The organism is Streptomyces sp. NPDC003023 (assembly GCF_042888225.1).
GTDB lineage: Bacteria > Actinomycetota > Actinomycetes > Streptomycetales > Streptomycetaceae > Streptomyces.
On the sequence record NZ_JBIAPL010000016.1, the window covers coordinates 52,911 to 72,691 of the forward strand.

Sequence of the window (19,781 nt, forward strand, 5' to 3'; positions counted from 1 at the left end):
GGCCCGCGACCGGACCGGTGACCGGAGCCGCGACCGCCGCGACGGCCGGCTGTCGCGCATCATGGATGCCATGCCCGAAGGAGACACCGTCTGGCTGACCGCCCACCGTCTGCACGAGGCGCTGGCCGGTCGTCTGCTGACCCTTGCCGATCTTCGGGTCCCGCGCTTCGCCACGGCGGACCTCACCGGTCGCACCGTCCTGGACGTGACTCCGCGCGGAAAGCACCTCCTCACCCGGTTCGAGGGCGGACTGACCCTGCACTCGCATCTGCGGATGGACGGCTCGTGGCGGGTGTACGACGCCGGTGCGCGCTGGGACGGCGGCCCGGCCCACCAGATCCGCGCGATCCTCGGCAACACCGCACGCACCGCCGTCGGCTATCGCCTGCCCGTCGTCGAACTGCTCCGTACCGACGACGAGGACCAGGCGGTCGGCCACCTCGGGCCCGATCTCCTCGGCCCCGACTGGGACCCCGTCAAGGCGGTGCAGAACCTGCTCGCGGACCCCGCGCGCCCGCTCGGCGAAGCTCTCCTCGACCAGCGCAACCTCGCCGGTATCGGCAATGTGTACAAGTCGGAGCTGGCCTTCCTCGCCCGCGTCACGCCCTGGCTGCCCGTCGGCGAGCTGCCGTCCGGCGTCCCCGAGCGCCTGGTGGCGACGGCCCGGCGGCTCCTCGACGCCAACAAGCAGACTTTCGACCGGCGCACCATGACGAGCGGCCGCGATCCCGGCCAGAAGCTGTACGTCTACGGGCGCCGGGGCCGCCCCTGCCCACGCTGCGGCACCCCCGTCCGCAAGGCCGATCAGGGTGACGGGAGCCGTGAGCGTCCGACCTACTGGTGTCCGCGCTGCCAGACCGGCCCCACCGGCTGACCCAGGCGCGCCGGTACCGCAAATCACCGCGGCTCCCACGGCAATTGACGCTCCGTCAGATCAGTCGTACGGTCCCGACCATGACCCTCTCTGCGTACGACCTCGGCGGCCGCACCGCTTTCGTCACGGGCGCGGCCGGCGGCATAGGTCGCGCCTGCGCCGTCCTGTTCGCCGAGGCGGGCGCGGTCGTCCACTGCGCCGACCTGGACGGCGACGGTCTTCGCGAAACCCGCTCCCTGATCGAGGCGGCCGGAGGCAAGGCCCTCACCCACACCGTCGACGTCACCGACCGCCCGGCCCTCTCGGCGGCGGTCGCACACGCGGACCGGCTCGACGTCATGGCCGCGGTCGCGGGCGTCATGCACACGAGTTCCGTGCTGGAGACCCGGGAGGAGGACCTGGACCGCGTCATGGCGGTCAACTTCAAGGGTGTGCTGTACGCCTGCCAGGAGGCGGCCCGCACCATGATCCCGGCGGGCGGCGGCTCCATCGTCACGATGGCATCGTGTGCGGTCGACGCCGCCGGCCCCGGTCTGCTCTGCTACAGCGTCTCAAAGGCGGCGGTCGTCCAGCTGACCCGGACGCTCGCGACCGAACTCGGCCCGCACTCGATCCGGGTGAACGCCGTAGCGCCGGGCTGGATCCGCACGCCGATGACGGACCGCCATGACGCCGAAAGCCGACGGCACGAAGCCGCGATGGTGCGGATGTCGCCGCTGCGGCGGGTGGGCGATCCGGAGGACATCGCACACGCGGTCCTCCATCTGGCCTGTGACGCCTCGGCCTTCACGACCGGCCAGGTATTCCGTCCGAACGGCGGCGTCGTGATGCCCTGGTAGCCCGGCGGGCCGCCGTCGCGTGCACGGGAAGGAGACTGAGGCCCCAACCGCCCGCAGCCACCGCCCCTTCGAGGACTCCGGAGTGCTCCGGCACCAGGACGAGCCGCAGAACCGCCCACCACCACAGTCCACCTGCCACGAGCGCGAGAGCGACAAAAGGCACGAGGACCGCCCCGCGTACTGCCATGGCTGCCACCTCCGGCCCACGCTAGTGCGACGCGTCCGACCGCGGGGAGGGCGCACGGTTGCCCCACCCGGCGCGCGACGGCAGCCGTTGCGCGCTCGGCGTCATGCGCTCTCGGCCTGGAACATCCAGGCATGCTTCTCGAGGTCGGCCGTGAGCTGGATCAGGATGTCCTGGCTCACCGGGTCGGGATCCGCGGTCACGTCGATGCGCTCACGCATCCGCCCGATGACGGCGCCGAGGGCGTCGACCATGGCCCGCACCACGTCGACGTCCTTGATCCAGCCCTCGGGCACGGACCCGATCGCGCTCTGTGCCGCGACCGTCGCGGCGCGCCCGTCGGGCGTCACACCGATCGCGGAGCAGCGCTCCGCGACCGTGTCGGAGTGCTGCCGCGCGGTGTCGACGACCTCGTCGAGCTGGAGGTGCACGGACCTGAAGCGGGGGCCGACGACGTTCCAGTGCACCTGCTTGGACACCAGTCCGAGGTCGACCAGATCGACGAGCGCACCCCTGAGTGCTTCACCGACCGTCTTGAGGTCCGCATCGGACAGAGTGCTCTTCACGACAGACATGCACGTCCTCCACTCGGTACGCCGACTACCGTCCACGATTGCACAACTACCGAAAAGGGTCATCCGGGGACGGAAGGGCAGGCAAAAGGCCCTGACCGGTACTCGGGTACCAATCAGGGCCCATCACAAACCGAAAGCCGTGCAGGATCGAGCAGAGCCCGCGGATCAGGCGGCGACGACGTCGACCGCTTCCGCAGGCGCCTTGATCGTCACTCGCTCCGTCGGCACACCTGCCACCGACGTCACGGAGACGGAGCCCAGCATCGGGCGTACCGGCGCAGGCACCGGATCGACGGCAGCCGCCGACTCGGCCAGTTCGGCCAGCGACAGTTCGTCGCTCACTTCACGCATGAGCTCGGACATCCGTACGTCAAGCGCGTCGCAGATCGCGGAGAGCAGCTCGGAGGATGCCTCCTTCTGCCCCCGCTCCACCTCGGAGAGATAGCCGAGTGAAACTCGGGCGGACGAGGAGACTTCGCGCAGAGTACGGCCCTGGCGCTGGCGCTGCCGACGCAGCACGTCACCAAGCAGGCGACGGAGCAGAATCATCGGTGGCTCCCTCCTCGGACCGCGTAGCCGCATCCTTCACGCCCCACCGTACCGCCTTGCGCCGCGGCCGTGCGGGGAGCGATGTCGTGTTCACTCAGGGCTGCAAACATCAATTCCCCCCGTTCTGTTCCGTATCCTGTGCGCGCGCGTTCCCGAGCAGTTCCGCACGGAGCAACTCCAGCACGCTCCGTACACTCTCTCTACGGATTTCCCCGCGGTCGCCGTTCAACCTCAATGCGGCCACTTTCCCGGCGCCGGCCGGGCCCGCGACGGCCACGTACACCGTCCCGACGGGCCGGCCGTCCTGCGGTTCCGGGCCTGCCACACCCGTGGTGGCGATACCCCACTCCGCCCCCATCACATCCCGTACTCCGGCCGCCATCTGGGCGGCGACCTGCGGATCCACCGCGCCGCGCGCTGCCAGAAGGGCACCGTCGACGCCGAGGACTTCCCTCTTGAGAGTGGTGGCATAGGCCGTCACGGACCCCTGGAAGACTTTCGAGGCTCCGGGTACGGACGTGAGCTCCGCGGCCACCAGGCCGCCGGTGAGGGACTCCGCGACGGCCAGCGTCTGGCCACGCTCCGCAAGCAGTCCCAGGACCTCGGCCGCGGCGGTCACCTCGGGGAGCCCGCCCCGGTCCGCTCCGCCGCCAGTCCACGGCGCCTCAGCACGATCGCCTGCCGCACGTAGTCGAGACCGGTGACGACCGTGAGGATCACCGCGAGAGCCATCACCCAGAACCGCAGCGTCGCCAGCGGCCCGGTCAGCGCCAGCACGTACATGCCGACCGCGGTGCCCTGGGCGAGGGTCTTCATCTTGCCGCCGCGACTGGCCGGAATCACTCCGTGCCTGATCACCCAGAACCGCATCAGGGTGATGGCGAGTTCGCGGAACAGGATGACTCCGGTCACCCACCACGGAAGGTCACCGAGCGCCGACAGGCTGATGAGCCCCGCCGCCATGATCGCCTTGTCGGCGATCGGATCGGCGATCTTCCCGAAGTCGGTGACCAGGTTGTACGTGCGCGCCAGGTGCCCGTCGAAGATGTCGGTGATCATGGCCACGGCGAAGGCGGCCCACGCCCACGCCCGCCAGGCCGGGTCGTAGCCGCCGTCCTGCAGCAGGAGCAGCACGAAGGCGGGCACCAGCACGAGCCGCACCATGGTCAGGATGTTGGCGATGTTCCACAGGCTGGCCTGATTGACGGCCGCAGCGCCCAGCTTGCCGCCGGGCGCCGGCCTTCCGGTCCCGCCCGCCGCGGATGCCGGCACTCCGGTCATCTGCCCGCCTCCTCGCCAGAGGTCCCGGAGCCGACCCCCAGGACCTCGCAGTACTCGGCCACCAGGTCGACACCCTCGGTGCCCACCACCTTCGCCACGACCATACGGCCGGGCTGGAGGCCTTCGCCCGAGGTGAACACGACCTGGCCGTCGGTCTCGGGCGCCTGGTGAGCGGCCCGCCCCACGGCGCCGTCCTCGTCGTCCACGGACTCCACCAGTACCTCGACGGTCTCGCCCAGGCGTTCCTCGGCCCGCTGTGAGGTGAGCTCGTCGGCGATTCGCGAGAGGTGCTCGAGTCGCTCCGCGATGACGTCGGCGTCCAGCTTGTTCTCGTAGCCGACAGCTTCGGTGCCCTCCTCGTCGCTGTAGCCGAAGACGCCGATGGCGTCGAGGCGGGCCGCGGAGAGGAAACGCTCGAGCTCGGCGAAGTCCGCCTCGCTCTCGCCGGGGAACCCGACGATGAAGTTCGAGCGCACACCGGCCTGCGGCGCCTTGCCCCGGATGGTCTCCAGCAGCTCCAGGAACCGCTCGGTGTCACCGAAGCGGCGCATGGCCCGCAGCACACCGGGCGCGGAGTGCTGGAACGACAGGTCGAAGTACGGGGCGACCTTCGGCGTGGAGGTCAGCACGTCGATCAGGCCGGGACGCATCTCCGCGGGCTGCAGATAGCTGACCCGCACCCGCTCGATGCCGTCGACCGCGGCCAGATCGGGCAGCAGGGTCTCGAGGAGACGGATGTCGCCGAGGTCCTTGCCGTACGAGGTGTTGTTCTCGGAGACCAGCATGATCTCCTTCACGCCCTGCTCGGCCAGCCAGCGCGTCTCGCCGAGGACGTCGCTCGGACGCCGCGAGATGAACGAACCGCGGAAGGACGGGATGGCGCAGAAGGTGCAGCGCCGGTCGCAGCCCGAGGCGAGCTTCACGGAGGCGACCGGGCTGCTGCCCAGACGGCGGCGCAGCGGCGCACGCGGACCGGACACCGGGGCGACGCCCTCCGGCAGGTCCTCGGGGGCCGGCGCGACATCGCCGTGTCCCGGCAGGGCCACCTCGGTCGCCTGCTGCCGCTCGACGGGGCTCAGCGGCAGCAGCTTGCGCCGGTCGCGGGGGGTGTGCGAGGCATGGACGCCCCCGCTGAGGATGGTCTGAAGGCGGTCGGAGATGTCGGCGTAGTCGTCGAAGCCGAGCACACCGTCCGCCTCGGGGAGCGCCTCGGCAAGATCCTTGCCGTACCGCTCGGCCATGCAGCCCACGGCCACGACGGCCTGGGTTCTGCCATGATCCTTGAGATCGTTGGCCTCGAGCAGGGCGTCGACGGAGTCCTTCTTGGCGGCTTCGACGAATCCGCAGGTGTTGACGACGGCGACGTCGGCATCGGAGGCGTCCTCGACGAGCTCCCAGCCGTCCGCTGCCAAGCGGCCTGCAAGCTCCTCCGAGTCCACCTCGTTACGGGCGCATCCGAGAGTGACAAGGGCGACGGTACGGCGTTCGGGCATGGACTCAAGACTACTTTGTCCCGGCCCGGGCCCCGGCCGCGAGGGTCGGGGCCGTCCGCCGGCGTCCGGAGGGTCAGCCCGCCTCGGGGTCGCCCTTCGTGTAGGAGAGCCTTTCGACGCCGCCCATCTTGAATTCGTCCTGGACCTTCTTGCCGTTCACGAACAGCTCGATCGCGCCGGCGTTGCCGAGGATCAGGTCGACGCGCTCGTCGTCCTGGAAGGTCTTGCTCTCGCCCTTGAGCAGCAGCCCGTCGAAGAGCAGCTTGCCGTTGTGCGACTTCGCGGAGATCCAGCTCTTGTCGCTGGTCGCGGAGAGCTTGACCGTGACCTTGTCCTTCGGGACGGCCGCGATGGCGCTGTCCGACGGGTCGGGCTTCGGGTCGGTGGGCTTGGTGGTCGTCGCCTTGGTCGGGGTGGGCTCGGTCCCGGAGGCGGGGCCGTCCGCGACGTTGGTGCCGCCGCTCTCTCCGTCGCTGAAGAGGGTGAAGCCGGAGAAGCCGATCACAGCCACGATCGCGGCGACCATTGCGGCGGTCCAGTTGGGACGGCGCCGCTCGGGGCGGATGCGCTCGGCTTCGAACAGTGGCGCCGCGGCGGTCGGCGCCGGCCGGCCGCCGTGCTCGTCGTCGTACTGCGCGACGAGGGGGTCGGGGTCGAGCCCGACGGCGCGCGCGAGCATACGGATGTGCCCGCGGGCGTACACGTCGCCGCCGGAGCGGGAGAAGTCGTCCTCCTCGATCGCGTGCACGATGGGGATGCGCACCCGGGTGGAGGTACTGACCTCGTCGACGGTGAGGCCTGCGCCGACACGCGCCTGCTGGAGCACGTGGCCGATCGAAGGCCGGTCGTCTTCGATTGAAGGCCGGTCGTCTTCGGGGGAGTTGCCGATGGACACGGGGGCGCCTTTCGAGCGTGTAACCACCTGCTGGAGGTTCAGTCTATGGGTGGTACGAAAGGGTGGGGCAACCGGGCAGTGGGACTTTGTACGCCATCGGAATGGACGGGCGATCCCGGGGTCGGGACATCTGTACATCCCTCCCTCCAACTTGACGTACGACCAAGGGAAACGGTTGCTCTCCGAACCCTTACGAGTGAGTCTCTCCCCGGATCACGGCGAGCACTCCATCCAGTTCGTCGGGTTTCACGAGGACGTCACGGGCCTTGGACCCCTCGCTGGGTCCGACGATGTTGCGCGACTCCATGAGGTCCATGAGCCGGCCGGCCTTCGCGAAACCGACGCGCAGCTTGCGCTGCAGCATCGACGTCGAGCCGAACTGCGTGGAAACGACCAGCTCAGCGGCCTGACAGAGCAGATCGAGATCGTCGCCGATGTCCTCGTCGATCTCCTTCTTCTGCTTCGTGCCGACCACCACGTCCTCACGGAAGACGGGAGCCATCTGATCCTTGCAGTGCCGGACGACGGCTGCCACCTCGTCCTCGGTCACGAAGGCGCCCTGCATTCGGGTGGGCTTGTTGGCACCCATGGGCAGGAAGAGCCCGTCGCCCTTGCCGATCAGCTTCTCCGCACCCGGCTGGTCGAGGATGACCCGGCTGTCGGCCAGGGAGGAGGTGGCGAAGGCGAGCCGCGAGGGGACGTTCGCCTTGATCAGACCGGTGACGACGTCGACCGAGGGCCGCTGGGTCGCCAGTACCAGATGGATGCCGGCCGCGCGCGCCAGCTGCGTGATGCGGACGATCGCGTCCTCGACGTCCCGAGGGGCGACCATCATCAGGTCCGCCAGCTCGTCCACGATGACCAGCAGGTACGGATACGGCTGGAGGTCGCGTTCGCTGCCCTCGGGCGGCTTGACCTTGCCCTGGCGCACGGCCTGGTTGAAGTCGTCGATGTGCCGGTAGCCGTAGGCGGCGAGGTCGTCGTAGCGCAGGTCCATCTCGCGCACGACCCACTGCAGCGCCTCGGCGGCCCGCTTGGGATTGGTGATGATCGGGGTGATCAGGTGCGGGATGCCCTCGTAGGCGGTGAGCTCGACCCGCTTGGGGTCGACCAGCACCATCCGTACGTCCTCCGGGGTCGCTCTTATCATCACGGAGGTGATCAGGCAGTTGATGCAGGACGACTTGCCGGAACCGGTGGCGCCCGCCACGAGCACGTGCGGCATCTTCGCCAGGTTGGCCATCACATAGCCGCCCTCGACGTCCTTGCCGAGCGCGACGAGCATCGGGTGGTCGTCCTCCGCGGCGTCCGCGAGGCGCAGGACGTCTCCGAGGTTGACCATCTCGCGGTCGGTGTTCGGGATCTCGATGCCGACGGCGGACTTGCCGGGGATCGGCGAGATGATCCGTACGTCCGGGCTGGCGACCGCGTAGGCGATGTTCTTGGTGAGGGCCGTGATGCGCTCGACCTTCACCGCGGGGCCGAGCTCCACCTCGTACCGGGTGACCGTCGGGCCACGGGTGAAGCCGGTGACGGCCGCGTCGACCTTGAACTCGGTGAACACGTTGGTCAGGGAGGCGACGACCGCGTCGTTGGCGGCGCTGCGGGTCTTGCCGGGGCCGCCGCGCTCGAGCAGATCGAGCGAAGGCAGCGAGTAGGTGATGTCGCCGGACAGCTGGAGCTGCTCCGCCCTCGGCGGCAGCGGGTGGGACTCCTCGCGGGCCGGTTTCGTCAGGTCGGGCACAACAGCCTTGGCCGGGACGTCCGCCTCACGGCCCCCTGCCTCGGGTTCCCGCGCGGTCGGCACGGGCGAGGCGGCGCGCTGCCGCTCGGCGGTGACGTCCCGTGAGACGTCACGGGTGAGATCGGCGACGAGCGGCGAGGGCGGCATGCCGTTCAGTACGGCTCCGTCGAGGGCGGCCGCCGCGGCGGCCGCCACGTCCACCGCGTCCATCTCCCGGCCGAGGGCCGGCTGGGCCGAGGGCCTGCGCGGCCGGCGGCGCCTAGAGAGCGCCTCCTCCTCCGCGGCCTCCGGGTCGGTGTCGGCCATGGCCCCGGCACGTCCTGCCGTACGCCGGGAGCGGGCGGGCAGCGCCTCGCGCCACTGCTCGTCGTACCGCTCGTCGTCGGACTCCTCACCGGCCTCGGGGCCGGGCAGCGGCTCGAGGATGCCGAGTTTGGAAGCGAGGAGCCGCAGGCGCTGCGGGATGGCGTTGACGGGCGTCGCGGTGACGACGAGGAGACCGAAGACGGTGAGCAGCACCAGCAGCGGCACCGCCAGCACCTCGCCCATGGCGAAGACAAGCGGCTTGGACACCGCCCAGCCGATCAGACCGCCGGCGTCCTGGATCGCTTCGGTGCCCTCGCCCCGGCCGGGTGATCCGCAGGCCATGTGGACCTGGCCGAGCACACCGAGGACGAGGGCGGAAAGACCGATGACGATGCGGCCGTTGGCCTCCGGCCGCTCGGGATAGAGGATGAGCCGCACGGCGACCGCGCCCAGCAGTATCGGCGCGAGGAGATCGAGCCGGCCGAAGGCGCCGGTGATCAGCATCTCGACGAGGTCGCCGACCGGGCCGCGCAGGTTCGACCAGGTGCCGGCCGCGACGATCAGCGCCAGACCGAGCAGCAGCAGCGCCAGGCCGTCCTTGCGGTGCGCGGGGTCCAGCCCCTTGGCGCCACGCCCTATGCCGCGGAACATCGCCCCGACGGCGTGGGCGAGGCCCAGCCAGACGGCCCGCGCCAGGCGGTACACGCCTCCTGTGGGGGACGGTGCGGGCTTGGGTGCGGCCGCCTTCCTGGCCGCCGCCTTCTTCGCGGGTGCCTTTTTCGCGGGCACGCTCTTCTTGGCAGCGGGCTTCTTCGCGGGCGCCGTCTTCTTCGCAGCGCCGGTCGTACGGCCGGCCCGCGGCTTCGCGGTGCCCGCCGTGCCCTGGGAACCCTTGCCGGACGTACGTGAGGCCATGGTGGTGAGGTTACCGGTGTCGACGGCGGGGGACACGTGTGCCCACTGCTTCACCCGTTCGTGTCGTGGCTGCTGGGGCGGAAAGCTGACGCACCCTCAAGGGCCCGTCGCCACCCGGCGGGTACGTGGCGGACTGGGCCCGGTGCCGTGACCGGCAATGTTCGCCCGTGCAGGAGCATCGTCCGGCGCTGGGGCACCACCCGTACCCGAAGTGCCTCCAGGGGGAGATCGCAAGGCGGCCGGAAGTCCTCGCAGCGGAGCCACCCGGGCTTCCGGCCGACGCAACGAGCGGGTGCCTCCCGCGAGGGAGGGCGTGCTGGGCGGTGCGACAGGGCAGACCCTGCCGGGAGGCGCACTAGTTCTGCGAGGGAAGCCTCGACGGACCGCCGCCGGTGCCGGGCTCCAGCGCGTCAAGAGCCCTGCGGAGACCGGTGAGTTTGCGCTCGAGGTGGGCCGCGGTGGCCACCGCGGCCGCGTCCGCCGAATCGTCGTCGAGCTGCTTGGAGAGTGCCTCCGCCTGCTCCTCGACCGCGGCCAGGCGTGCGGACAGCTCGGCGAGGAGACCCGCGGGTTCCCGCCCGGCGCCCGCCTCCGGCTGCGTGCCGCCTTCGAGCTGCAGCCGCAGCAGTGCGGCCTGCTCGCGCAGTTGGCAGTTCTTCATGTACAGCTCGACGAACACCGAGACCTTGGCGCGCAGCACCCACGGGTCGAACGGCTTGGAGATGTAGTCCACCGCACCGGCGGCGTAACCCCGGAAGGTGTGGTGGGGTCCGTGGTTGATCGCCGTGAGGAAGATGATCGGGATGTCCCGGGTCCGCTCACGCCGCTTGATGTGCGCGGCGGTCTCGAAGCCGTCCATACCGGGCATCTGGACGTCCAGCAGAATGACCGCGAAGTCATCCGTCAGCAGCGCCTTGAGCGCTTCCTCCCCTGACGATGCCCGCACCAGCGTCTGATCGAGCGCGGAGAGGATGGCCTCCAGCGCAAGCAGATTCTCCGGCCTGTCATCGACCAGGAGGATCTTGGCCTTCTGCACCATGCCCCGTCCTCCTCGCCCCGGAATGGGGTCTCCCCAGCTCGAAGAGCCGGGGGACGCACCAGGCGCCGCCCCAGGGGACGACTCCTTTGCGCCGCCCGTCCTTGTGCCGGTCATGGTAGCCGCACCCCGCCCGTCGCCACACCCTGTCACCATGATGTCACTGTGCACGTACCGCAAACGTGGGGGGAGATCGGATAGTTCCCCGGATCCTCCGCCCCCACACGCCTTCGGCCAAACTCGATCAGCGACTCGCGCACGATCGCACGTCCGGCAGCTATCCCTCCCGCATCCACTGCTCCATCACTGACAAGAGATGGTCGGGATCGACGGGCTTGGTCACATAATCGGAAGCACCCGACTCGATGGCCTTCTCCCGGTCGCCCTTCATGGCCTTCGCCGTGAGCGCGATGATCGGCAGACCGGCGAACTGGGGCATCCTCCGGATTGCCGTGGTCGTCGCGTACCCGTCCATCTCGGGCATCATGATGTCCATCAGTACGACGGTCACATCATCGTGCTGCTCCAGGACTTCGATGCCTTCCCGGCCGTTCTCCGCGTACAGCACCGACAGCCCGTGCTGCTCCAGCACACTGGTGAGCGCGAAGACATTACGGATGTCGTCGTCGACGATCAGCACCTTCTCGCCGTCGAAGGCGAACACCCGCCGCTGCTCCGAACCCTCCTGCTCGCCCGTGGCACCGATCGCCCACGGCTCCTGGCCCGGCACCGGACCGGACAGTCCGGCGGTCCGCTGGGCCTCCAGCGCCGCCTGCGCCTTCCGGCGCCGCCGCAGCAGAGCGGCGGGACCCGTCGGCACGGACTGGGCCCGCGCCTCCGCACCGGCACCCTCCTCCGCCGCGGGCTCCTCCCGCTGACTGCTCGGGACGCCCGGTCCGAGCTGCGGATAGCCCTGCGGCGGCAGCTCGCTCGGCTGGAGCGGCAGGTACAGCGTGAACGTCGAACCACGCCCCGGCTCACTCGCCGCGTGGACCTCACCGCCCAGCAACCTGGCGATCTCCCGGCTGATGGACAGCCCGAGGCCCGTACCGCCGTACTTGCGGCTGGTCGTCCCGTCGGCCTGCTTGAACGCCTCGAAGATCACCCGCATCTTGCCGGCCGCGATCCCGATGCCCGTGTCCGTCACCGAGAACGCGATCAGGTCCGCGTCCGCGTCCCTGAGCGAGCCGGCCTCCAGCAACTGCTCGCGGATCGACTGCGGCACATCGGCCCCCGCCGGCCTGATCACCAGCTCGACCGCGCCGCTGTCCGTGAACTTCACCGCGTTCGACAGGAGGTTGCGCAGCACCTGCAGCAGGCGCTGCTCGTCGGTGTGCAGCGTCGCGGGCAGCTCCGGCGAGACCCGGACCGAGAAGTCGAGCCCCTTCTCCGCCGTCAGCGGCCGGAACGTCGCCTCGACGTAGTCCACCAGCTGCACCAGCGCGATACGGGTGGGGCTCACGTCCATCTTGCCCGCCTCGACCTTGGACAGGTCGAGGATGTCGTTGATCAGCTGCAGCAGATCCGAACCCGCGCCGTGGATCGTCTCCGCGAACTCCACCTGCTTGGGCGACAGATTGGCGTCGGCGTTGTCCGCCAGCAACTTCGCCAGGATGAGCAGCGAGTTGAGCGGCGTGCGCAGCTCGTGCGACATGTTCGCCAGGAACTCCGACTTGTAGCGCATGGAGACCGCGAGCTGTTCCGCACGCTCCTCCAGCACCTGCCGGGCCTCCTCGATCTCGGTGTTCTTCACCTCGATGTCGCGGTTCTGCTGCGCCAGCAGCTCGGCCTTGTCCTCCAGCTCGGCATTCGACTCCTGCAACGCCTTCTGCCGGTTCTCCAGCTCCGCGGAACGCTCACGCAGCTGCTCGGTCAGCTCCTGCGACTGCTTGAGCAGCACCTCGGTCTTCGTGTTGACGCTGATCGTGTTGACGCTCGTCGCGATCATCTCGGCGATCTGGTTCAGGAAGTCCCGCTGGATCTGCGTGAACGGCTGGAACGACGCCAGCTCGATCACCCCGAGGACCTTCCCCTCGAAGAGCACCGGCAGCACGATCACATACGCAGGCGACGCCTCACCCAGCCCGGATGAGATCCGCAGATAGCCCGGCGGCACATTGACCTGGATGGTCCGCTTCTCCTCCGCCGCCGTCCCGATCAGGGTCTCCCCCGGCCGGAACGACGTCGGCATCAGCCCGGCCGAATAGCCGTAACTGCCGCGCATGACCAGCTCGTACGACTCCCCGCCGGAGTCCGAGCCGCTGCTCGTCGGCATCGCGAGGAAGAAGGCGCCGTGCTGAGCGGAGACGACCGGCGTGAGTTCGCTCATGATGAGCGACGCGACGTCCTCGAGATCACGACGGCCCTGCATCAGACCGGAGATACGGGCCAGGTTGCCCTTCAGCCAGTCCTGTTCCTCGTTGGCGAGGGTGGTGTCGCGAAGGTTCGCGATCATCGTGTTGATGTTGTCCTGGAGCACCTGGATCTCACCGGCGGCGTCCACATCGATCTTCAGGTTCAGATCGCCGCGCGTCACCGCCGTCGCGACGGCCGCGATGGCGCGCACCTGCCGGGTCAGGTTCCCGGCCATCTCGTTCACCGACTCGGTCAGGTCGCGCCAGGTCCCGTCGACGTCACGCACCCGGGCCTGACCGCCCAACTGCCCGTCGGTGCCCACCTCACGGGCGACCCGGGTGACCTCCTCCGCAAACGAGGAGAGCTGGTCGACCATGGTGTTGATGGTGGTCTTGAGCTCGAGGATCTCGCCCCGCGCGTCGATGTCGATCTTCCTGGTGAGATCGCCCTTGGCGATCGCGGTGGTGACGGTGGCGATCTGCCGTACCTGCCCGGTCAGGTTGGACGCCATCGAGTTCACCGACTCGGTCAGGTCCTTCCACGTACCGGAGACACCCGGCACCCGCGCCTGACCGCCGAGGCGACCGTCCGTGCCCACCTCGCGGGCCACCCGGGTCACCTCGTCGGCGAACGACGACAGCGTCCGCACCATCGTGTTGACGGTGTCGGCGAGTTCGGCGACCTCGCCTCGCGCCTCCACCGTCACCTTCTTCGTCAGGTCGCCGTTGGCGACCGCCGCCGAGACCCGGGAGATGTTGCGCACCTGACTGGTGAGGTTGTTCGCCATCAGGTTGACGTTGTCGCTGAGGTCCTTCCAGATTCCGGTGACACCGCGCACCCGCGCCTGCCCGCCCAGCACACCCTCCGTGCCCACCTCACGGGCGACCCTGGTCACCTCGTCCGCGAAGTCCGACAGCTGGTCGACCATCGTGTTGACGGTCGTCACCAGCTCGAGGATCTCGCCCTTCGCATCGACGGTGATCTTCTTCGACAGGTCGCCCTTGGCGACCGCCGTCGTCACCTCCGCGATGTTCCGGACCTGGCTGGTGAGGTTGTTGGCCATGAAGTTGACGGACTGGGTCAGGTCCTTCCAGGTGCCGGAGACACCCTGCACCTCCGCCTGGCCTCCGAGGATGCCCTCGGTGCCCACCTCGCGCGCCACCCTGGTGACCTGCTCCGCGAAGTTCGAGAGCTGGTCGACCATGGTGTTGAGCGTGTTCTTCAGCTCGAGGATCTCGCCACGGGCGTCCACGTCGATCTTCTGCGACAGGTCACCCCGCGCCACCGCGGTGGCGACCTGAGCGATGTTGCGGACCTGCGCCGTGAGGTTCCCGGCCATGCCGTTCACCGAGTCCGTCAGATCCCGCCACACACCCGCCACCCCGGGCACCTGCGCCTGCCCGCCGAGGCGACCGTCCGTACCCACCTCGCGGGCCACCCTGGTGACCTGCTCGGCGAAGGCGGACAGCTGGTCGACCATGGTGTTGATGGTGTTCTTCAGCTCGAGGATCTCGCCACGGGCGTCCACGTCGATCTTCTGCGACAGGTCACCCCGCGCCACCGCCGTCGTCACCTGCGCGATCTGACGCACCTGGGAGGTCAGATTGCCGGCCATGAAGTTGACGGAGTCGGTCAGTTCCTTCCACGTACCGCTGACGCCGTCGACCCGCGCCTGGCCGCCGAGGCGGCCCTCGGTGCCCACGTCCCGCGCCATGCGCGTCACCTGGTCGGCGAACGAGGACAGCTGCGCCACCATCGTGTTGACGGTGTTCTTCAGCTCCAGCATCTCGCCCGCGACATCGACCGTGACCTTCTGCGACAGGTCACCGTTCGCCACCGCCGTCGTCACCTGCGCGATGTCACGCACCTGACCGGTGAGGTTGCGGAACGCCGTGTTCACGGAGTCGGTCAGGTCCTTCCACGTCCCCGCCGCACCCGGCACCTCGGCCTGACCCCCGAGCCGGCCCTCGACGCCGACCTCGCGCGCGACGCGGGTCACCTCGGAACCGAAGGACTGCAGCTGGTCCACCATCGTGTTGACGGTGTTCTTCAGCTCCAGCATCTCGCCCGCGACATCGACCGTGACCTTCTGCGACAGGTCACCGTTCGCCACCGCCGTCGTCACCTGCGCGATGTCACGCACCTGGGTGGTCAGGTTCCGGAAGACCGTGTTCACCGAATCGGTGAGGTCCTTCCACGTCCCCGCCGCACCCGGCACCTGTGCCTGACCGCCGAGCAGACCCTCCGCACCGACCTCGCTGGCCACACGCGTGACCTCGTCGGCGAACGTCCGCAGCGTCTCGGTCATCTGGTTGATCGTCTCGGCGAGCTGCGCCACTTCGCCGCGAGCGCTGACCGTGACCTTCTGCGACAGGTCACCGTTGGCGACCGCCGTCGTCACCTCCGCGATACCGCGCACCTGCGACGTCAGGTTGCCGGCCATCGTGTTCACCGAATCGGTGAGGTCCTTCCACACGCCGGCCACACCGGGAACGGTCGCCTGACCGCCCAGCTCACCCTCGGTTCCCACCTCCCGCGCCACACGGGTCACCTCGGAGGAGAACGACGACAGCTGGTCCACCATCGTGTTGACGGTGTTCTTCAGCTGGAGCATCTCGCCGGCCACATGAACGGTGACCTTGCGTGACAGATCGCCCTTCGCGACGGCCGTGGTGACGAGGGCGATGTCCCGCACCTGCGCCGTCAGCCGGTACGCCATCGTGTTGACGGAGTCGGTGAGGTCCTTCCAGGAACCCGACATGCCCCGGACCTGGGCCTGACCGCCGAGCTTTCCCTCCGTGCCCACCTCCAGCGCGACGCGTGTCACCTCGTCGGTGAACGCGGACAGCTGGTCGACCAGGTTGTTGACCGTACGCGCGACCTTCAGGAACTCGCCGCGCAGCGGGCGGACCGCGGCGCCGTCCTGACCGTCCATGGCGTGCGAGCGCAACTCCATGCGCTGCTCGAGATCACCCTCCGCGACCGCGGACAGTACCCGGCCGACCTCGGAGACGGGCCGCGCCAGGTCGTCCACCAGTTCGTTCGCGGCGTCGACGGCCGCCGCCCAGGAGCCCTCGCAGGCTCCTGTTTCCAGCCGCTCCGTGAGTTTTCCCTCACGGCCGACCATCCTGCGGACTCTCGCGATCTCACCCGTGAGATGGAGATTGCGGTCTGCGACCTCGTTGAAGACAGCCGCGATCTCGGCCATCACTCCGTCGCCGGACACTGTCAGACGGCGCCGGAAATTCCCGTCGCGCATCGTCACCAGCGCCGACAGCAGCCTGTTCAGGGCCGCTGTGTCGACTTCGGTTGTCCCATTGCTCCGGGACCGTCCGCCTTTCGCGCGCGTATCCTTAGCCCGCGCCGCCACGCCAGACTCCACCGTGTCCCTCCCGCAGGGGTTGACCGTACTGCCTGGGCCGTCTCAGGAAGCCTGCCCAGTGTTTCACCATGCCGGAACCAGGCGATAACAGTTCGGCAGCTTCGCATAGCGTCCCCACCCTCAGAGGGCGGAAACAGCGGCAACCGGCATCCGCTCGGACAGCGAAGGTAAGTAACCTGGCATCCGGCTGTCCAACCGCCCCGGTCCGCCCGGCGGGGGCGGTGTGGTGCACGACTACCACCGGGCACCGGGAGGGGCAGGCCGATCATGGCAGAGCCGGGCGTCGAGACGCGTACGAGGAGTTCTGTGATCACCGCGCGGGCGGCCGCCAGCTTCGACCCCGTCGGACGGTCCGTCGCGACCGCCCGTGCCTTCGTCCGCGACACCCTCCAGGGGTGGGGACACTCCGACGTGGTGGACGACGCGGTGGTGCTCACGAGCGAGCTCGTCACGAACGCCATCGTCCACGCCGGGACCTCCGCCGACGTCCTGTGCCTGCGCTCGGAGGACGGCGTCCGCGTCGAGGTCGCCGACCGCTACCCGGAGCGCGAGGTCCCGATACAGGGTGCGGGCCGGGCGATGGCGAACCTCGACAGCGAGAACGGGCGCGGGCTCCTCCTGTGTGCGGCACTCGCTTCCCGATGGGGCGTGGAGTACACACCGACGCACAAGACCGTGTGGTTCCAACTCGACCTGCCGCAAAGGCCGGTGGGAACCCGGTCCGCAGGCCCGGTACTGCCCACCGCCCTGCTGCCGGTCGCCGAGGAGCGCGTGCGAGTGGCGGTCACACAGATCGACCGCACGGGCACGATCTCGGTGTGGAACGAGGACGCCCAGCACCTCTTCGGGTACGCGGCGGACCAGGTCATCGGCAAACCGCTCACCGACTTCGCCGCCTGGCCGCACACGCCCGGCATCGGCACCGGCATCGCGGAGGCCTTCCAGCTCTCCCGATGGGAGGGCAGCTACGGAATCCGCGGCCACGACGGCCGTGTGATCCCGGTCTACGCCTCCCACCTACGGGTACGCGACACGAAGGGCGAGCCGTCCACCGTGTGCCTGCTGGTCCGCGACGACGAGCGCGCCGTGCTGCAGACCCCTCATCGCGCGCCCGTCACCGACAGCGGCTCGGAACACCGCGCCACGGACCCGTTCGAGGTCTTCATCGGCTCCCCCGCCCCCGACGACCTCGACGGCCTGCTGCAGCGCACCGTCGAACGGGCCAGGGACATGCTCGACGGCGACGCCGCGTTCCTGCTGCTGGCCACCGACGACGAGACGGAGCTCGAGGTACGCGCCACGACCGGCCTTCCCTCGGCCCGTCAGCGCTTCGCACGCGTCCCGGTCGAAGCCGGCTCGGGACGGTACGGCTCCGCCCGGATGCCCGCGGTCCACGAGGACCTCACCGCCGTCTCCGGGGCCGTCCCGCTGCTCAACTCGACCGGCATGCGCTCGGTCGTCACCGTGCCGCTGAAGGTCGAGGGGCGGCTCACCGGCTCGCTCGGTGTGGCCGCCGAATCCGCCGGCCGCTACTCCAACGAGGAGGCCCTGCGCCTGCAGTTCGCCGCGGACCGGATCGCCCTGGCCGTCGAGTCCGCTCGACTCGGCGAACTGGAACGGCTGCGCCGCGGGTCCCTCTCCTTCCTCGTCGAGGCCTCCGACCTGCTGGCCGGCACCCTGGACCGGGACCAGACGCTCGCCCTGATGGCACAGATGACGGTTCCCACGCTCGCCACCTGGTGCGCGGTCTACACGATCGCCGACCAGTCGTCCGAGCCGTACCTCAGCTATGTGCTGCACGAGGACGAGGAACGCATCGACGGCCTCAAGGCCCTCCTGTCGAAGATCGATCCGCCCGACCCGGTACCGGCGCCCGGAGCCCGGGTGTGGAACGCACCCGGTGAGGCCGCCCAGCGGGCCGCGCTGCTCGCTTCCAAGCGGGAGCTGGGGCTCGGCTCCGTTCCGCCCGTCTCCTCCGGGATCGGGACGACTCTCGCCACGGCCGCAGCCGTCGGCGGGGAGACGGTCGTCCTGCCCCTCGTCGCCCGCAACCGCGTCATCGGGATGCTGACGCTCGGCAAGCCGACCGACGACCACTTCCGCCAGGAGATCCTGGAGCTGGCCGAGGACCTTTCACGACGTGCCGCTCTCGCCCTGGACAACTCCCGCCTCTACTCGGAGCGCGTGGCGATCAGCCAGTCCCTGCAGCGCAGCCTGCTGCCGCCGGAACTGCCGCAGATCCAGGGCGTCGAGGTCGAGGTCATCTACCGGGCGGCCGGCGAGGGCAACGAGGTCGGCGGCGACTTCTACGACCTCTTCCCCATCCGCGACGGCGCGTACGGCTTCGCCATCGGCGACGTCTGCGGCACAGGTCCGGAGGCCGCGGCCGTCACCGGCCTCGCCCGGCACGCGCTGCGCCTGCTCGCCCGGGAGGGCTTCGGTGGCCCCGCGGTCCTGGAGCGCCTGAACGCGGCGATCCTCGACGAGGGCGCCCGCAGCCGCTTTCTCACGCTCCTCTACGGAGAGCTGTGGCCTCAGGAGGACGGCAGTGCGGTACTCAAGGTCGTCTGCGCCGGCCATCCGCTGCCGCTGCGCCTGCGACAGGACGGCACGGTGGAGCCCGCGGCCGAGCCGCAGCCGCTCCTCGGCGTCATGGACGATCTGGAGCTGTACGAGCAGACGGTGACCCTCGACCCGGGCGATGTCCTGCTGTGTGTCACCGACGGGGTCACCGAACGCCGGGAGGGCACCCGCATGTTGGGCGACGACGGCCTCAGCGACGTGCTGACGACCTGCACCGGCCTGACGGCGGGCGCGGTCGCCGCACGGGTACTCAGGGCCGTGGAGCGCTTCGCTGCCGAGCCGGCCTCCGACGACATGGCCATTCTCGCCATGCGGGTCCCGGAGCCGCACAACAGCTGAACGGCACGCACGAGCCGACCGGACACACGAAGAAGGCCCCCGCCTCATGGCGGGGGCCTTCTTCTTTCTGTACGAGCCCCCAAACGGAATCGAACCGTTGACCTTCTCCTTACCATGGAGACGCTCTACCGACTGAGCTATAGGGGCCTGTTGCGCTGCGGCAACGGGATAAAGCATACCCCGGATCAGGGGGTGCTGCGAACCATCTTCCGCCTTCTCCTGCCAACTCCTGCCAACTCCTGCCCGCTTCTGTCACCTTCTGCGCGAAGACCGCCGGCCGAGAGGAAGGATTACTCCTGAACGCAGGAAAGCCCCGCACCAGAGGTGCGGGGCTTCCCCACAATGATTGTTCGGCGGCGTCCTACTCTCCCACAGGGTCCCCCCTGCAGTACCATCGGCGCTGAAAGGCTTAGCTTCCGGGTTCGGAATGT

At 69.5% G+C, this 19,781-nt stretch carries 12 protein-coding genes, 1 tRNA gene and 1 rRNA gene; 3 read left to right on the forward strand and 11 right to left on the reverse strand.

The annotated features are described in order from the left end of the window. Positions 1–70: 70 nt before the first annotated feature. Both ACFYV1_RS32905 and ACFYV1_RS32910 read left to right on the forward strand, forming a co-directional pair. Complete coding sequence (locus tag ACFYV1_RS32905; protein ID WP_389399317.1) at positions 71–874, forward strand: Fpg/Nei family DNA glycosylase; 804 nt, start codon at positions 71–73, stop codon at positions 872–874. An 80-nt stretch (positions 875–954) separates the two neighbouring features. Then, positions 955–1,713, forward strand: a complete 759-nt coding sequence (locus tag ACFYV1_RS32910) for an SDR family NAD(P)-dependent oxidoreductase (protein ID WP_389399318.1) — start codon at positions 955–957, stop codon at positions 1,711–1,713. 288 nt (positions 1,714–2,001) lie between these two features. Here ACFYV1_RS32910 and ACFYV1_RS32915 read toward each other — a convergent pair whose 3' ends face one another. From ACFYV1_RS32915 to ACFYV1_RS32955, 9 genes are all read right to left on the reverse strand, one after another. Then, positions 2,002–2,472: a Dps family protein gene (locus ACFYV1_RS32915; protein WP_389399319.1), complete on the reverse strand. Its 471-nt coding sequence runs from the start codon at positions 2,470–2,472 to the stop codon at positions 2,002–2,004. A 165-nt stretch (positions 2,473–2,637) separates the two neighbouring features. Further along, on the reverse strand, positions 2,638–3,021 hold the full coding sequence (locus ACFYV1_RS32920; RefSeq protein WP_389399320.1) for a helix-turn-helix domain-containing protein: 384 nt from the start codon (positions 3,019–3,021) through the stop codon (positions 2,638–2,640). A gap of 109 nt (positions 3,022–3,130) precedes the next feature. After that, positions 3,131–3,640 (reverse strand): CinA family protein, encoded by a 510-nt coding sequence (locus ACFYV1_RS32925; protein WP_389399321.1) that lies wholly within the window; start codon positions 3,638–3,640, stop codon positions 3,131–3,133. Beyond that, a complete protein-coding gene (gene pgsA, locus ACFYV1_RS32930; protein ID WP_389399322.1) occupies positions 3,637–4,302 on the reverse strand; it encodes a CDP-diacylglycerol--glycerol-3-phosphate 3-phosphatidyltransferase in 666 nt (221 codons plus the stop codon). The genes ACFYV1_RS32925 and pgsA overlap by 4 nt, the downstream gene beginning before the upstream one ends. Further along, positions 4,299–5,795, reverse strand: coding sequence for a 30S ribosomal protein S12 methylthiotransferase RimO (gene rimO / locus ACFYV1_RS32935; RefSeq protein ID WP_389399323.1), 1,497 nt, complete (start codon positions 5,793–5,795; stop codon positions 4,299–4,301). The genes pgsA and rimO overlap by 4 nt, the downstream gene beginning before the upstream one ends. A 73-nt stretch (positions 5,796–5,868) precedes the next feature. Continuing rightward, positions 5,869–6,690 (reverse strand): helix-turn-helix domain-containing protein, encoded by an 822-nt coding sequence (locus ACFYV1_RS32940; RefSeq protein ID WP_389399324.1) that lies wholly within the window; start codon positions 6,688–6,690, stop codon positions 5,869–5,871. Positions 6,691–6,880: 190 nt separating this feature from the next. Further along, positions 6,881–9,655: a DNA translocase FtsK gene (locus ACFYV1_RS32945; protein ID WP_389399325.1), complete on the reverse strand. Its 2,775-nt coding sequence runs from the start codon at positions 9,653–9,655 to the stop codon at positions 6,881–6,883. 355 nt (positions 9,656–10,010) lie between these two features. Then, positions 10,011–10,694, reverse strand: coding sequence for a two-component system response regulator (locus ACFYV1_RS32950; RefSeq protein WP_389399326.1), 684 nt, complete (start codon positions 10,692–10,694; stop codon positions 10,011–10,013). A 274-nt stretch (positions 10,695–10,968) separates the two neighbouring features. Beyond that, positions 10,969–16,428: a HAMP domain-containing protein gene (locus tag ACFYV1_RS32955; RefSeq protein WP_389399327.1), complete on the reverse strand. Its 5,460-nt coding sequence runs from the start codon at positions 16,426–16,428 to the stop codon at positions 10,969–10,971. A 267-nt stretch (positions 16,429–16,695) separates the two neighbouring features. On the opposite strand from ACFYV1_RS32955, the gene ACFYV1_RS32960 reads away from it, so the two are divergent. After that, entirely contained in the window at positions 16,696–19,350 is a 2,655-nt protein-coding gene (locus ACFYV1_RS32960; protein ID WP_389399328.1) for a SpoIIE family protein phosphatase, read from the forward strand. 74 nt (positions 19,351–19,424) lie between these two features. Here ACFYV1_RS32960 and ACFYV1_RS32965 read toward each other — a convergent pair. Both ACFYV1_RS32965 and rrf read right to left on the reverse strand, forming a co-directional pair. Continuing rightward, positions 19,425–19,497, reverse strand: a tRNA-Thr gene (locus ACFYV1_RS32965). Between the two features lie 201 nt (positions 19,498–19,698). After that, positions 19,699–19,781 (reverse strand): 5S ribosomal RNA (gene rrf / locus ACFYV1_RS32970); the annotation flags it as partial.

Bases quoted from the DNA above. Each gene is read 5' to 3' on its own strand.
- pgsA (WP_389399322.1), bottom strand. From the start codon at position 4,302: ATGACCGGAGTGCCGGCATCCGCGGCGGGCGGGACCGGAAGGCCGGCG.
- ACFYV1_RS32950 (WP_389399326.1), bottom strand. From the start codon at position 10,694: ATGGTGCAGAAGGCCAAGATCCTCCTGGTCGATGACAGGCCGGAGAAT.
- ACFYV1_RS32910 (WP_389399318.1), top strand. From the start codon at position 955: ATGACCCTCTCTGCGTACGACCTCGGCGGCCGCACCGCTTTCGTCACG.
- ACFYV1_RS32920 (WP_389399320.1), bottom strand. From the start codon at position 3,021: ATGATTCTGCTCCGTCGCCTGCTTGGTGACGTGCTGCGTCGGCAGCGC.
- ACFYV1_RS32905 (WP_389399317.1), top strand. From the start codon at position 71: ATGCCCGAAGGAGACACCGTCTGGCTGACCGCCCACCGTCTGCACGAG.
- ACFYV1_RS32945 (WP_389399325.1), bottom strand. From the start codon at position 9,655: ATGGCCTCACGTACGTCCGGCAAGGGTTCCCAGGGCACGGCGGGCACC.
- rimO (WP_389399323.1), bottom strand. From the start codon at position 5,795: ATGCCCGAACGCCGTACCGTCGCCCTTGTCACTCTCGGATGCGCCCGT.
- ACFYV1_RS32915 (WP_389399319.1), bottom strand. From the start codon at position 2,472: ATGTCTGTCGTGAAGAGCACTCTGTCCGATGCGGACCTCAAGACGGTC.
- ACFYV1_RS32960 (WP_389399328.1), top strand. From the start codon at position 16,696: ATGGCAGAGCCGGGCGTCGAGACGCGTACGAGGAGTTCTGTGATCACC.